This is a genomic window from Coleofasciculus sp. B1-GNL1-01, assembly GCF_040220235.1.
Taxonomy (GTDB): domain Bacteria; phylum Cyanobacteriota; class Cyanobacteriia; order Cyanobacteriales; family Coleofasciculaceae; genus Coleofasciculus.
Window position 1 is genome coordinate 1 of sequence record NZ_JAVJTO010000015.1, and the last position, 15,703, is coordinate 15,703.

General features: G+C 45.0%; 14 protein-coding genes. 5 read left to right on the forward strand and 9 right to left on the reverse strand.

What is annotated here, in order from left to right; translation table 11 throughout:
- Positions 1-152: 152 nt before the first annotated feature.
- From RID53_RS03110 to RID53_RS03130, 5 genes are all read right to left on the reverse strand, one after another.
- On the reverse strand, positions 153-716 hold the full coding sequence (locus RID53_RS03110; RefSeq protein WP_446386727.1) for a Uma2 family endonuclease: 564 nt from the start codon (positions 714-716) through the stop codon (positions 153-155).
- A 219-nt stretch (positions 717-935) separates the two neighbouring features.
- Positions 936-1,133, reverse strand: a complete 198-nt coding sequence (locus tag RID53_RS03115) for a ribbon-helix-helix domain-containing protein (RefSeq protein ID WP_446386728.1) — start codon at positions 1,131-1,133, stop codon at positions 936-938.
- Positions 1,134-1,303: 170 nt separating this feature from the next.
- A complete protein-coding gene (locus RID53_RS03120; RefSeq protein ID WP_446386729.1) occupies positions 1,304-2,539 on the reverse strand; it encodes a hypothetical protein in 1,236 nt (411 codons plus the stop codon).
- A 106-nt stretch (positions 2,540-2,645) separates the two neighbouring features.
- Complete coding sequence (locus RID53_RS03125; protein WP_446386730.1) at positions 2,646-3,017, reverse strand: hypothetical protein; 372 nt, start codon at positions 3,015-3,017, stop codon at positions 2,646-2,648.
- Between the two features lie 34 nt (positions 3,018-3,051).
- A complete protein-coding gene (locus tag RID53_RS03130; protein ID WP_446386731.1) occupies positions 3,052-3,282 on the reverse strand; it encodes a hypothetical protein in 231 nt (76 codons plus the stop codon).
- 24 nt (positions 3,283-3,306) lie between these two features.
- On the opposite strand from RID53_RS03130, the gene RID53_RS03135 reads away from it, so the two are divergent.
- The 5 genes from RID53_RS03135 (at position 3,307) to RID53_RS03155 (ending at position 9,222) form a co-directional block, all read left to right on the forward strand.
- Entirely contained in the window at positions 3,307-3,474 is a 168-nt protein-coding gene (locus RID53_RS03135) for a hypothetical protein (protein ID WP_446386732.1), read from the forward strand.
- Positions 3,475-3,560: 86 nt separating this feature from the next.
- Positions 3,561-6,068 (forward strand): ammonium transporter, encoded by a 2,508-nt coding sequence (amt, locus tag RID53_RS03140; RefSeq protein WP_446386733.1) that lies wholly within the window; start codon positions 3,561-3,563, stop codon positions 6,066-6,068.
- A gap of 63 nt (positions 6,069-6,131) precedes the next feature.
- Positions 6,132-7,997 (forward strand): SpoIIE family protein phosphatase, encoded by a 1,866-nt coding sequence (locus tag RID53_RS03145; RefSeq protein WP_446386734.1) that lies wholly within the window; start codon positions 6,132-6,134, stop codon positions 7,995-7,997.
- Between the two features lie 94 nt (positions 7,998-8,091).
- Complete coding sequence (locus tag RID53_RS03150) at positions 8,092-8,673, forward strand: slr1658 superfamily regulator (protein WP_446386735.1); 582 nt, start codon at positions 8,092-8,094, stop codon at positions 8,671-8,673.
- 204 nt (positions 8,674-8,877) lie between these two features.
- Entirely contained in the window at positions 8,878-9,222 is a 345-nt protein-coding gene (locus tag RID53_RS03155) for a slr1659 superfamily regulator (protein WP_446386736.1), read from the forward strand.
- Positions 9,223-9,688: 466 nt separating this feature from the next.
- Here the strand turns inward: RID53_RS03155 and RID53_RS03160 are convergent, their stop codons facing one another.
- The 4 genes from RID53_RS03160 to ggpS all read right to left on the reverse strand — a co-directional run bounded on the left by RID53_RS03160 (position 9,689) and on the right by ggpS (position 15,346).
- Positions 9,689-10,669, reverse strand: a complete 981-nt coding sequence (locus tag RID53_RS03160) for an aldo/keto reductase (protein WP_446386737.1) — start codon at positions 10,667-10,669, stop codon at positions 9,689-9,691.
- Positions 10,670-10,844: 175 nt separating this feature from the next.
- A complete protein-coding gene (locus RID53_RS03165) occupies positions 10,845-11,873 on the reverse strand; it encodes an NAD(P)H-dependent glycerol-3-phosphate dehydrogenase (protein ID WP_446386738.1) in 1,029 nt (342 codons plus the stop codon).
- Between the two features lie 80 nt (positions 11,874-11,953).
- Positions 11,954-13,642, reverse strand: a complete 1,689-nt coding sequence (gene glpD / locus RID53_RS03170; RefSeq protein ID WP_446386739.1) for a glycerol-3-phosphate dehydrogenase — start codon at positions 13,640-13,642, stop codon at positions 11,954-11,956.
- Between the two features lie 195 nt (positions 13,643-13,837).
- The gene (gene ggpS, locus RID53_RS03175) at positions 13,838-15,346 is read right to left on the reverse strand and encodes a glucosylglycerol-phosphate synthase (protein ID WP_446386740.1); all 1,509 of its coding nucleotides are present in this window, start codon (positions 15,344-15,346) and stop codon (positions 13,838-13,840) included.
- Positions 15,347-15,703: the final 357 nt, after the last annotated feature.

Here is a 15,703-nt window from a genome sequence, read left to right on the forward strand (position 1 = left end):
TTTTCTCATGCTTTACCCCCATCATGATTACGCTAAGGAGCGCTCTAGTTGGCAATCGTGATCCGTTTTGGCATGACCACCAGCGATAATTGCACCTGTGGACTATCATACTATGTGCAATCAACCGGATTCGATATTAAATGCATAAAAGCTTACTCGGATAACCAGCCAAATACAGACGCCACACTTAGATTTAGTTCATTGGCAAAGGCGGGAACGGGAAGTTTCTGTTCGGGTTGATCAAACACCTCTAGTTGCTGTTGGGGAAAATAAACAAAAACCGTTTGCTCATCTGGGTCAATTAACCAACCCATTTGAGTCCCATGATTAAGACAATGTAATATATTTTTAGTTACTTTAGTCTGACTTTGGTCAGGTGACAGAATCTCGATTGTCCAGTCAGGAGCAATGGGAAAGGTATTGGCAATTTCACCATTCGCGTCACGGGGAATTCTTTCCCAAGTAATTATAGATACATCAGGAACAATTGAGCGTCCACCAAATGTACAACGTAACTCTGAAAAGGCTCGTGCAACCCGTCTAGGTTTAAGAATTACATTGACAGTCGTAGAAAACTCCGTTTGAATTGTACTGTGCTTACCCTGTGGCATTGGCTTCTGAATGATTTGCCCATTAATATATTCACTGGCGGGTTTGGTTTCTGGTCGTTTCAGAAATTCTTCCAGAGTTATGGATCTCGATGAAGTCTGTACCATGGGGACTTCCTGGCGAAAGAAAGTGAGTTATATCTACCTGAATTGTACGCGATCGCGAGTGTTTATGGTGCAGACAGCGTAACAATGCATCTAGCTTAAGGAGCCAGATATTCTGTCTAACCTCAAGAATGCGATCGCACTCATTTTCTAATGTAACCTGATGTTATATAGTGGCGGTGCAGACTCAAGACTTCGACTAGCGTCAGGTAACGTATCATGTCATGCTAAACGTCGATACAGTTTAGCATTTTTATTCAATACGTAACTGGACGCTTGAACAAATTCGCTCTTGGGATAATTGAGCCAGTCTTCAATGCTTGCACGCAGTAAATCTTCAAGCGAGATTCCACTTTCCTGCGCTAGCTTTTGCAAATTATGTAGTTTCTCGTCTGGAATTTCAACAGTAATATAAGTCACAGCTAATCCTTTCTATAGGTAAACAAATTATAGCACTTGTAGTCATCTAGTAAAAAATGTCTTGTTTGTAAGTATAAACCTTCTGGCGTCAACCCAACCTACAGCTTAGGTGTTTGTGGTACGCGATCGCGAGCGCTTATGGCGAAGACAGCATAACGACGAGCGTGCTATTAATTGGAATCTTGAGACTGTCCACATTGTTTACAATACGGTAAATATTTATAAGTCATACTGTGACAATTATGACATTCAGCGTATTGATAAAAACCACAGTGGGGACAGTAGGCATCATGGGTCGGAATTTTCTTGGCACACCGGATACAGCGTGATTTTTGAACTCGCGTCGCTGCTTGTACTTTGGGATTAAAGACAATTTTTTGGAATAATTTGATAATGCCAAACCCAATCAGAGGAATCAGTAAGATATAAGCATAACTGACTAGAAAAACGAGTCCGCCTAAAAGGGTGCTAATGAGATCAACGATAACTTGAACGATTACATCAAATTGCAAAAACTCAAATATCTTAAAAATTAATGGTATAAAAAATACCACTGATAAATGCCAGCTAATTAGGTCAATAAGTCCATATCCTTTTCGTTGAGCAAAATTGTAAACTGATAAAGAAAGGAAAATTAGCGGTAACAGGAAAAGCGATTGAAAGCTGAATTGGATGCTGGGATACCAAAAGGATGCCTGCTGGTAGTCATTTTCAACCGACTGAAATGTCCCATCATCCTTAAGCAAGTTGATAAAAGCTAAACTTTCAGGTTTCGCTGTCAGTTGATTTTTCAGTTCAGCAATTTCCTGTTTAAGCCTAGCAATATTGCGGTTATTTTGTTCGAGTTGCTGTTTGGCTTTCTCCGCCTCGACTAGATTAATCGATTGCTCACGAGGCTGACCTGCTATTTTTTCCAATAGAGTTGAGTCATATTGCTCACGAATACGGCGATTCGTTTGTTCAAGTTCATTAATTTCTGCTTGTTTCTGATCAATAGCTGTTATAATTTGCTGATTTTCTGGATTATTGAGTTGATCTTTATAATTGCCGTACTCTAAGCAGGTTGGAGACACAGTGCCTAGATGTCCTACCGCTGCTTGTTGATAGGTTTGCTGAAAACTAGATTGATGGCTTCTTGCATATAACAATGAAGATTTAATAACCTCATAAGCTTTGTCTTGAGTAGTTTTTGATTGGTAATTTTTCCACTCAGAATAACAGGGATAAGCCTGTGCAGGGCTAATATACCATTGGCTAATATCATTTAGTCCAGTGAAAACATTGATTAAGATAAAAATATCAATCAGGATAATGACAATCAAACTTACCTTGTTGAGGGGTTCATCATTGATTGTCCTTGATCTTCTGAAAAATAGATTCAAAGTACGCCGTATTTTGGTAAGCATATTATTTGTTTGAATAAAATTGAATAAGGGCGGATTTTATTGTCCAGTTATTGCCCAAGTAATTTTAGTGGCTAAACCCATCCAGACAATTAACTCCTACAATGAATTATCTCCTGCGGCGCTTGGTACTAGACAATTTTGCCGCCGTACCTCTCCAGAGAATTAACAGAGGAATAGCAGCCAAGCCTAATGGGATGACAAGCACGAAGGATTGCAAGATAATCGCATTAATCAGTATTAATAAAGCTGGTCCTCCAAAGATGAACCAACCAGAAATCAGTATCCACCAAGAGATTGTTCCCCCAGAGAGACTTCTAAAGGCTCGACCCCTGAGATGGATTTCTCCCATGGGGTCATATCCAGAGGGAATTCGTTCCTGATAGGGAGGTGTTTGATCCGGGGGAACTTCGATAAAGAGTTCATCTTTATTGACTTTATCATCGTCAAAAAATGGGTTCGGCTCGTTGCTGTTGCTCATTGTTGTTGACCTATCTGTATAATTCGAGGTTAACTCAGTTCATTTTCAACCAACTAAATACCTGATTTACGGTTAGCGTCAGTTCAATTTCTGATAATGCAGGTAAGGACTCTTCTCCCTGGAGGAGAACAGGCTGTTGCTGGGTTAAAAAGACTAAAATTGGTTTCTGGATAATTTCTCCGTTGATATATTCCCTCGCTGGTTTAGTTTCTGGAAGTTGGAGAAACTCTGACAAGGTGATGGATTGGGTGGTTGTAGCTGTCATTGTTTCTGAATCCTGGGGTATGGAATGGGTGCTGAGTTTAGCCTAACTGATCACAGTACGCGATCGCTGTCCAATCAGCCGCCAGCCCTATCCACCTTATCCCCAGCCATACAGATAGCCACAACCATTGATAACAAAGAGATTAAACAACATGCCCTAGGGGGGATAGTTCAGCCACAACGGGAAGGGTAGGGAGGACTTGAATATTCTGGAATTAGAGCTGGCATATCTGTAAGGATGATATATATTTGTATGCCAAAAACAAGGGGCAGATATAAGTGATTGATATTCTGTGGCTCCTCGTCTGTTCTGGCTTGGTATTCCTGATGCAACCCGGGTTTATGTGCCTGGAGTCAGGGCTGACGCGATCAAAAAATAGTATCAATGTTGCCATTAAAAACTTAGCCGACTTGGGCATATCTATCGCCTTATTTTGGGCGTTCGGATATGCCTTCATGTTTGGCACCTCGGTGCTGGGGTGGATTGGTTCAAGCGATTTCTTTGTTCACGTTGAAGCTACACCCCGGCTAGCGGCGTTCTTTTTGTTCCAAGCCATGTTTTGCAGCACCGCCACCACGATTGTCTCAGGGGCGGTGGCGGAACGGATGAAGTTTCGGGCTTACCTGATTTTAGCGGGTTTGGTGTCTGGTCTGATTTATCCCCTGTTTGGACATTGGGCATGGAACGGGATTGATTTAGACACATCGGTGGGTTGGTTAGAACGGCTAGGCTTTGTTGATTTTGCGGGGTCTACAGTGGTTCACAGTTTGGGGGGCTGGGTATCCCTCGCCAGTCTGATGATTATCGGATCACGCACCGGGCGATTTCCGGATCATCTACCGCCGCGAAAAATCCATGGCTCTAATTTACCCCTTTCGGTTTTAGGTGCCATGTTACTGTGGATTGGCTGGTTGGGGTTCAATGGGGGCAGCACATTGAGTTTAAATGAGCAAGTCCCTAGCATTATTGTGCATACCGTGCTGGCGGGTATTGCCGGAATGATGACAGCGGGAATGGTGAGTTGGTATCAGTGTCAACTTCCGGAAGTCGAATCCTTAATTAATGGTTCCTTAGCGGGATTAGTCTCGATTACCGCCTCTTGCCATGTTGTCACCTCTCCCGCATCCGTGATTATTGGGGCGATTGGGGGGATTATTGCTACCTTGATGTCGAGTTGGTTAGAACGGTGGCGGATTGATGATGCTGTCGATGCTATACCTGTGCATCTAGGTGGAGGAATTTGGGGAACATTAGCGGTGGCGTTGTTTGGTCAACCGGAATTGGTGGATACGGGGTTGAGTCCAGTGCTACAGCTTGGTGTACAGGGAATCGGAATTTTTAGTTGTGGGATTTGGGCATTTAGCATAACTTATCTCCTATTATTCATCACCAATCGTTTTTTGCCAATGCGGGTGAGTGTTGAGGCGGAACAGATGGGTTTAAATGTGTCCGAACATCGCGCTAAAACTGAGATTTATGACCTATTTCAGGTTATGGAAGCCCAAGCCCAGACCCACGATTTAAGCTTACGAGTTCCTGTCGAACCGTTTACCCAAGTCGGTCAAATTGCCCAGCGTTATAACCAGGTGATGGATGCCTTAGAAGATGCATTGACGCGCACCGATGCCATTGTGAAAACGGCAATGGATGCGATTATTACTTTCACCAAACCTCAACTAAAAATTGTCACCGCTAATCCCAGTGCAAAAGACATATTTGGGTATTCTATCAGCGAATTGACGGGTATGGATGTTCATCAGCTATTGGATTGGTCAACACCCGTAGCCGATGAGACGGATACGGGAATGGAACGGTTATTAAAAGTGGGCAGACATGAAATTATTGGCTGTCGCCTTGATGGGTCTCGCTTTCCCCTAGAAGCGACGGTTGTGGAGACTAAATCGGGTCAACATTGTTTTTATACGGGTACATTTCGCGACATCTCCGAACGCAAACAAGCCCAAGCGGATTTGTTTCGGGCAAATCAGGAAATTACTAAGCTCAATGAATGTCTCAAGGCAGAAAATTTACGATTGAGTGCTGAACTTGAGATCACCCGTCGCCTGCAACAGATGCTGCTTCCTAAAGAGGCAGAATTGAATCAAATTACTGACTTAGAGATTTCTGGTTTTATGGAACCGGCGACGGAAGTGGGTGGGGATTATTATGATATTTTACAGTATCGCGATCACGTCCAAATTAGTATTGGTGATGTAACGGGACATGGCTTAGAAAGCGGCGTATTAAGCTTAATGGTACAAACCGCCGTCCGCACCCTATTAGAAAGTAACCAAACTGACCCTAAGCAATTTTTAGATATCCTCAATCGCACCATTTATCAAAACATCCAGCGAATGAACTCCGACAAAAACCTCACCTTGGCTTTACTGGACTATCAAAAAGGTATCCTGAATTTGAGCGGACAACATGAAGAGATCATTGTCGTGCGGACTGGAGGTCATATTGAGCGAATTGATACCATTGATCTAGGCTTTCCCATTGGTTTAGATGCGGATATCGCTGATTTCGTGGCACATCTTCAAGTTCAGTTAAATCCGGGAGATAGTGTTGTCCTCTACACTGACGGAATTCCAGAGGCAGAAAATGCCCAAGGGATACAATATGGCATTGAACGATTGTGTCGGATTCTCAGTCAGAATTGGCAACAATCCGCTGCTGAAATTCGGCAAGCCGTTATTGACGACCTACGCCAGCATATTCAAGCACAGCAACTTTATGATGATATTACCTTACTCGTAATTAAACAAAGAAAAATTTTTATATAAAGACGGGCTTCACAATTATCATTTTTCCGTAATAAATAACAAATGAAGAATGAAGAATGACGAATGACAAATAACCCATGGTTTTCACTCCGTTCCGCCCTAAATAATCGCATTTTTCCTTATTTTGCTGCCTCTTTAACGGTAGTGATTGTTCTATTCGTCGTTTGGGGTTTTGAACGCGCTGAACACCAACGGTTTTCTGAACAACAACGTTCGGATGTCCTCAATCAACTGAGTGCAGCGAGAGCCCGCCTAGAAGCTGCACTCAATCAGCGACTGTTTCTGACGCGGGGCTTATTGGCGTATGTGTCCACGATTAACTCAGACATTACCCAAAAGGAATTTGAGCGTCTCTCCAGCGTCCTCGTCGAAGATCAACAAGGGATTGAATTCCTAGCCCTGTATAAAGATAACATTGTTAGCCATCTCTACCCATTAGCCGGAAATGAAGACGCCATTGGCTTTAACCCGATGACCATTCCTGAAGAACGAGACGCCATTGAGAGAGCCATTCAAAGCCGCCAAACCGTTTTTGCCGGTCCGTTGAAGTTAGAACCTAAAAAAAATTGGGGATTTATTAGTCGTACCCCGATATTTCTAACGCCCCCCGACCAACCTCCCCAAAGTGGTCGCTATTGGGGTCTAGTAGGTATTGGATTTGACCGCAATACGTTATTTCAGGAAGCCGGATTACTCAATCTTTCTAGCAAACTTCAGTATGGGATTCGGGGTAAAGATGGATTGGGTGAAACGGGAGACTTAGTGTTCGGGGATGCCAGTATTTTTCAACAAAATCCTGTCCGTTTAGAGGTAACGTTACCGAACGGATCATGGCAATTAGCGGCAATTCCTGAAAATGGATGGGCAACAACGGCACCTATTTCCAAATGGTTGTGGATAGGGGGTGGATTATCAGCACTATTAGCTGGGGTGTTAGTGTATATCTTAGTCAGTGAGCCAGTGCGACTGCAAAAAGCGGTTCAACGAGCGACTATCGCATTGCGTCGGAGTCAAGATGCACTCCAACATGCCAATGAAGAATTAGAAACGAGAGTAGAGAAACGCACGGCTCAATTGGCTCAAGCGAATCAGGAAATTACCCTGCTCAATAGCCGTTTGAAAGAAGAAAATCTGCGCCTGAGTGCTGAAGTTGAGGTAACTCGTCGTCTGCAACAGATGATGTTACCTAAAGAGGAGGAACTGAACCAGATTGCTGATTTAGACATCGCTGGCTTTATGGAACCCGCAACTGAAGTTGGCGGCGACTATTATGATGTCCTGCAAAATAATGGTCATGTCACTATTGGTATTGGCGATGTCACGGGACATGGGTTAGAAAGTGGAGTTTTGATGATTATGGTGCAAACGGCGGTGAGAACGTTGTTGGAAGGAGCGAAAACGGATTCAAAGCAATTTTTAAGTGTCCTGAATCGGACTATTTATCATAACATCCAGCGAATGAAATCAGAGAAAAATCTCACCCTCTCCCTCCTGGACTATCACCAAGATAAACTGCGCTTGAGTGGACAACATGAAGAAATGATTGTCGTGCGTTCTGGTGGTAGAATTGAGCGGATTGATACCATCGATTTAGGCTTTCCCGTGGGTTTAGTCGCCGATATTAGCGATTTTGTCGCCGATGCGGAAATCCAGTTAAATCCTGGAGATGTGGTGGTTCTCTACACCGATGGAATTCCCGAAGCCGAAAATCCCCAAGGCGTACAGTATGGAATTGAGCGTCTGTGTCAGATTCTCAGTGACAACTGGCGACAGTCAGCCCGTGAAATTTGCCAAGCCGTGATTGAGGATGTGCGGCAACATATTGAGTCACAAAAGGTTTATGATGATATAACGCTGTTAGTGATTAAACCCAAACCATCGTTGCTACGCGATCGCTCCGGCGTCGCACCAATTAAACAGGATGGTTAGGGAATAGGGAACTGGGAAAAAGGTGACGGCTGACTTTGACAAGTTATTATTGTTTTCTTTGGCACTCCTCAAACAGACTACCGACAAACGCGATATGACTCAGATCTTTGGAGATTTCAACGAACAGCTACCTCCCAGTGAGGAATACCTGGTTATCCAATTTTCACCCAGCTCGATTCCATTAAAGCAGCGCTGGCGGAATAATGGGTTATCTGCCGATTTCATGGCTGACTATGTGGTAACATTTTTTCCGACCAACCAAGAGGATACGAATGCTACAGCTCAACAAGTGGAGATTAAGAGTGCTGTAAGTTACATTGCCAATGAGCTGTTAGAGAACGCGATGAAGTTTAACGATGATACCTCACCGCAACCCATTAGCATCGCCCTACACCTGTATAACGACAGCTTAGTCTTCTTGACAAAAAACACGGTTCCTCCCCCAATTCTGGATGATTTTCAGGCGTATCTCCATAAATTAACGACATCAGACCCCCAAGAGTTGTATATTCATCAGTTAGAACAAAATGCAGCAGACGAAACCAGCACGGCTTCTCGCTTAGGATTTTTAACCATGATCAATGACTACATGGCAACCGTCGGCTGGAAGTTTGAAACCCTGGCAAAGACGCCACCTGTTACCACCGTCACCACCATGGTGCGATTGATGGTATAGTATTTCTTTCATCTTATATACAAAACCCTATAGTTTAGGGTTTACGGTTCATTGTGTTGAACCACTCTATTAGACATCTCCGATAATCCATCTGAAACCATTGTCAAACAGTGGTTAAATCTTAATTTATAGAGAGGTCTATGACTAAATTTGTTTATTTAATCAGCTTTTGAGAACGCCATAATTTTGTCAAGGATTGGATAAATGGAAGTTAAAAGCGACACGTATAGGGTCTTCTATGATACAGAAAATTCAACAATTTATTGGAAAGGTTCTCTCCGGCTAAGTGGCAGCGAAGAATATGCGCCGATTATAGATTTACTGGATCAAGCCATAGAAAGTCAGCCTTCTATCCTGACGCTTAACTTACGAGACCTACATTTTCTCAACAGTTCAGGAATTAGTATGTTGTCGAAGTTTGCGATTAAAGTTCGACAGAAAAAGACGATTAAAATGATTGTGCAAGGCTCTCAGAACATTCCTTGGCAAGGTAAATCATTAAAAAACTTACAGCGACTCATGCCAGGTTTGACGCTGGAAGTCGAGTAGGGGCGCAAAGCCTGCGCCCGGATTCAGGAGTATTGAGATTTTTTTCAATCTCGTAGGGTGGGTTAGGCGGGAATTGAATTCAGGCGATAATCCTGCAATGAACTATCCGCCGTAACCCACCGATATTTAGGCGGGAAAATATTTAACTGAAATATTGGGTGGGGTGCAAAAGCGCAATTGAATAAAGAGCGCACGTTGGCTTTTGGCGTCAACTTACTTCCATTCCGGCATAAAACTATGGAACTAAAATCTAGCACTGATAAGAATTTCAGCCATTAACAGTACCTAATCTTATAGTGGGAAGGGAGTAAGCTCAAAACTGTGCAATATCTTGAGACCGACCCCTCCCTAACCCTCCCCTTGGCAAGGGGAGGGAACTCGAAACGCGATCGCTCCCCCAACGATCTTTCCCAAGCCTGATTCTCTCTTTACTCATTTTCATTAAACTCCAACAATTGAATGGAAGTTATCGCGTTTGAAAAATGTTTTGAACCATCGCCTTATCTAAACTTGCCGCCACTTGATCCAATTCAGTAATCTCACCAGCACTCAATTGCCATCCCAACGCACCAATATTTGCCTGTGCCTGTTTCATCGTCTTTGCACCAGGAATAGGCAAAGTTCCTTTACAAATACACCAATTAATCGCCACTTGCGCCATGGTTTTCTCTCTGGAGGAGGCGATGTCTCGTAAACACCCTAAAAGCGGTTGGATTCCGGGTAATAGCTGCTTAAATAACAAACGGCGTAACCCTTTCGGTAATAAACCTTTCTCAGAATACTTTCCCGTCAACAATCCTAACGCCAGAGGGCTGTAGGCAATCAGTTGAATTCCCAGTTGATCACAAACGTCTTTGATACCCAATTCGGTAACAGGATAAGTAGACAATAGTGAATACTGAACTTGTAACGTAGCAATCGGAACCCCTCGCTCTTTAAACTTGGGATAAATTTCTTGGAGTCGTTTGGGTCCATAATTAGAGAGTCCAACACCCTTAACCAGTCCCTTTTCGTAGAGATCAGCTAGACCATCCAAAAGCCATTCTTCTTGCCACGGTGCATAATTAGCAGTAGACCAATGCATCTGTGCTAAATCAACATTTCGTCCCAATCGTCGTGCAGAGGCTTGACAGGCGGATACCATTGAGCCGCGTGTCAATCGCCAGGGATAGGCGGCTAGCTTGGTGGCAATGCATAGGTTCTCTTGGTTTATACCAGAATAGTCGCTAGAGAACCGTCCCAGGAGTTGCTCACTGCGTCCATTCAGTCTACCTGTTCCATAAGAATCACCCGTATCAAATAAGGTGACGCCGTTGCTTACACACAGATTAAAGACAGCTTGCAACTCGTCATCCATGCTTTCGTCGTACCCCCAGAGTAGTCGGTTTCCCCATGCCCACGTTCCGCAGCCCATGGTAGGAAGGGAGAGTTTTTGGCTAGTCTGCATAATCTTACAGAATTTGACATTCCCCGCCCTACAAGTGCGGGGATTCTTTGTTCATCGACTCAACTTGCTGTCACCTGGAAAACTGGCGAATAAATTTTCTGTCTGGACGATTCGCTCGGTTTCATCCCTCGGTTAAAACGCGAGGGAGCCTGCACCATCGCTTATCTGTAACGGTTTAGAACAAATCGCCAAATTCTGCCTTTAAATCCCGCTCCATCAACGCTTCTACCGCCTCTTGGGGTGTAATTTTATGGTTGAGTAGGCGATAAACTTGCCGACAGATGGGGATCGGGATCTGCTCGCGATTGGCAATTTTAACCAATACATTGGCTGTGTTGACCCCTTCGGCGGTACTTTGCAATTCTTCGAGAATTTGCTCCAATTTTTTCCCTTGGGCTAAACCGTAACCAACGCGATAATTCCGGCTGAGTATACTACTACAAGTGGCTAGCATATCGCCCAAGCCTGATAATCCGAAGAAGGTTTCCGTTTGTCCGCCTAAGTGTGTCCCCACCCGGATGATTTCAGTTAACGCCCGGGTAATCAGGGCAGATTTAGCGTTGGTACCCAATTTTAGACCATCACAAACCCCAACCGCGATCGCAATCACGTTTTTCAGGGTGCCTCCCAGTTCCGTACCAATGGGGTCGGGACTGGTGTACACTCGGAAAAGACTGGAGGAAAATACTGTTTGCACTTCCTCCGCCGCTGCCATATCTTTACTCGATACCACGGTGGCGGCGGGAAGTTCTTGTTCAATTTCTTTGGAGAGATTGGGACCCGAAAGTACCACTACCGGATGGTTGGGAAAGTCGGCTTCCCAGATTTGAGAAGGGGTACGGGTTGTTTCTGGGTCTAATCCCTTGGTGGCGGTAATAATTGTCACATAATCCGGTAAACCAATCTCTTGAATCTTCGCCGCTGTCGCCGCCACCCCTTTCATGGGAATCGCGGAGACGAGCATATCAATGTCTGCTAATACCTCTTCTAGGGATTCGGTGCTACTGCGAGACCACAGTCGCACCTCATGGTTCTTATGTCTGGCAATTGTTGCCAAACCTTGACCCCAAGCGCCCGTCCCCAGAATCGCGAGGGTGGCTTCGGGTGCCGGTCTCCGATGAGATAGGGCATGAGCTTGACTCGCTTGGGGGGTTGTATCTGCTCCAGATGAGCTGGATTGAGAGTTTGAGAGGTTACTTACCATAGATGTTATCGGTTGAATTCAATAATTTCTAGGTCAAAGGCAAAAGAACGAACAATTGTCTTTTGCCTTTGCTGATCGGATTAACTTACGGGTTGGGTTTCTTTCTGAGTCGCCATCACGTAATCGGGAATACAATTGGCTTCCATGAAAGCGCGATAGTCCTCAACTTGGCGATCGCACTCCGCCGAACTCCAGCCGCCATATCGAGACAGGGTGTCCGTCAAAACGGGCAGAATATCAAAGCCATAGTTGGTATGCATGGCTAGGCTAGTCCGGCGACGGGCAATATCTACCAACGTCCGCGCAAATTCCGACTGCACCGCATAAACAATCTGGGCTTTAATATCGGGCAATTTGGGGGTAATTGCTTGTGCCAATTCCGGTTCTTCGTCGGTTAAGGCTAAAATATCCAATGCCTTAGCACCATAGATATCAAACAGGTGATGGATGGTCGCCAAGGGTAATGTGGTGCGATAGTCTTGCAGCGCTTTTTCTAGACGCGGATCACTGGGTAAAATGGCTCCCGGCAAGGGTTTCTCGTAGGTGGGGCAAGGGGGGGCGGAGCGTCCCAACTTGCGATATACTTTATTCACCATCTCTTCACCCACTTGGCGATAGGTGGTGATTTTGCCGCCAATTAGAGAAATCAGATTACTCACACCCTCTGGGGTATGGTCATAGAGAATATGGCTGCGGGTGACACTTCCCGGTTTCTTCCCCTCTGCATTGGGCAAAGGACGCACCCCAGCATAAGTAAACTTCACATCTTGGCGGGACAATTGGGCAGTGGGCAGAATTCGATTGGTTTCGGTGAGTAAATAATCAATTTCCTCGTTGTCTGCCTTAATTGAGTCAAGAGAACCTTGATGTCGCAAATCAGTCGTGCCAATCAGATACATGCCCAACCACGGCACAATAAAAAACGGACGACCATCCGTTTTGGCTTCTACATACAAGGTTGTTTCCGGTGCGCCAGGGAAGGGAGGGACAATGATGTGACTTCCCTTGGTCGGACCGAGTTTTTTATCCTTACCAATGGGCGCTGATTGTCCATTTTTCACCCCAGACTGACAAACCTTATCCACCCAGGGACCGGCTGTATTGACAAATACGGCGCGATCGCTCCCTCGAACGGTGAATTCTTCGCCAGTTAAGGCATCTTTGCAAGTAATGCTGGCGATGCGACCCTCTTGGCGCTGTAACTGGGTAACTTCTGCATAGTTGAGAACCGTTGCTCCCGCTTGTTCAGCACAGATAATATTCTCTAATGCCAAACGCTCTGCATACGCCACCTGACCGTCATAATATTGCGCTCCACCGACTAAACCATCGGGATCAATATGGCGAAATAGCTGCTTAAACTTCTTTTTGGGCAGCATCCGGTGGGGTAGCAGTGTTTTCTCGAAGCTCAAAATGTCATAGAGCAGCATCCCGGCTTGAATTTTCCAATAGGGACGAGAGCGATCGCTGTAGATCGGAATCGTCAGCATTAGGGGCTTGACTAAGTGGGGGGCTGTATGCAGGAGGATTTCTCGCTCCCGTAACGATTCCCGCACTAGGGCAAATTCAAAATATTCTAAGTAGCGCAAGCCACCATGAACTAATCGCGTTGACCAACTGGTCGTACCGCCGCAGAAGTCAGCCTTCTCCAGCAAAATCGTTTTAAGACCTCGCAGAGCCGCGTCTCTGACGACGCCAGCACCGTTAATGCCACCTCCAATGACAATTAAATCGTAGGTTTGGCTCTGGATGGTTTGAAAATCACGCATGATCCAGTTTGAGTAACATCTAACTTCCACAGTAGTCGCGACGGCGGCAAATTAGTAATCGATAGGGGAGATAAGGGCGACAAGCAGACAAGAGAAGGGAGAGAAGGAGGACAAGAAGAACGTTAATTCAAACACTCAACACGTTCTCCCGCTCCCCTGCACCCAGACGTGCCGTGGCACGTCTGGAACATCAGCTTAAACAGCTACGGCTTCCTGTTGCTTCGCTGTTTCATGTTTGGTTTTCTCGAACATTTCAAACAAGTGATCTGCCCAGCACTGAATGTCGTATTTGGTTACGATGTCATACATTTTCGCCATCCGTTCCTTTTGCTCTTCAGGGGACATGGTCAGCGCTTGCTCAATCGCTTCATCCATGCGATCCATTGAGTAGGGATTGGTCAAAATGGCATCGGGAAGTTCGACGGCTGCACCAACAAATTCAGAGAGGACTAATACACCTTCTTTTTTCTCGTGAGTGATGATATATTCCTTCGCTACTAGGTTTAAACCATCTCTCAAAGGAGTTGTCCAGCAGATATCGGCGGCTTTGTAGTAACAGAGCAAATCCGGTAAAGGAACGGGTTGGGTATAGAGCATAATCGGTAGCCAGTCTAAGTTCCCATACCGCCCGTTAATTTTTCCAGCTAATTGCTCAATCTGAGTTTGGGCAGTTTTGTAGACGCGCATTCCAGACGCCGACGCCACACAGGTGACCAGCATGTTAATTTTGCCATGCAAGTCGGGACGACGCTCTAACAGGCGTCCATAAGCTTCTAGCTTCTCACGAGTGCCTTTTACATAGTCCACTCGTCCGGCTGAGATAATTAACTTGCGATCGCCTAAGCTTGCCTTAATTTCCGCAAACCGTTTTTGAGTTTCTGGCTTATGCAGGATAGAGAGAATTTGTTGGGGATTGGCTCCAACCGGGAAGGGATCGATGTTAACTAACTGATCCTTGTATCGTAGCTGGGTGGTCATTTCTGGCTCAGCCAATGCGATTCCCGTAGGGGTAATATGATCAGGTACGGGTTCTTTCTTGACAATTTCCACCGGGCGTAGGCTGCGAGCCACATTGACGAAATTCTCTGAATAGCGCGGAATATGGAAGCCGACGATATCGCAGCAGAGTAAACTATCGGTAATTTCTTCCCGCCAAGGTAAGATATTGAAAATATCCACCGAAGGGAAGGGAGTGTGATGGAAGAACGCAATCCGAGCATTCGGCTTTAGCTGCCGGATGTAATAGGGCGCTAACCATAGATTGTAGTCATGCACCCAAATTAGAGCATCATCTGCCGCTTCGTCACAGGCGGCTTCGGCAAATAGGCGGTTAATCGTGTGAAAGTTTTCCCAATCCGAGGTTTCGTAAGTGAAGTGATAGGGGAAGGAATGCAGAATGGGCCAAAATGCTTCTTTCGAGGTGATGTGATAGAAATGCTTGACCTGATCGGCGGAGAGGGGAATCCGGCGAACGTTGTAGTTTGCTTCACCTTCAACAACAATCCGCTGTTCAAAGTTATTTCTTTGCTTAGCATTCACCTGTTTCCAAGCAATCCAGGTGCCTTGATTGACGCCAGCAAAGAAGCTTTTCAGGGTTGGCACAATCCCATTGGGGCTTTTCTTTGCCCGATAATGCACTTTGCCATTTTCCACGACCTCATCATAAGGTTCGCGGTGATAAAGGATAACGAGTGATGATTTCATGCAACTACCTCCAGGTGTTTACCATTAAAATTGGTACTATTCCCGATCCCAATGCAACTTGGATGGGAATATAATTTGATAGCTTCGATAAATTTAGGGTTGTCGAGTGTCCACAGTTATGATTTTCCCTTTTGACTTCCTACTTACTCTAATGAGTATCTACTCAAAAATGACTCAATCGTTGGCTGGAAAACCCAGTCAGTCAATATTCTCCTGATGGGAAGTCAAGATTGAACGCATTATATCAAGTCCGGTGAATTGCCCCTAATAACAATGCTTTAACCACAAGGGTTTCGGGCTTTTTTATTAAGGGTGATGGGTCCGGACATCATATTACCCGTGTTACTTATATTACCA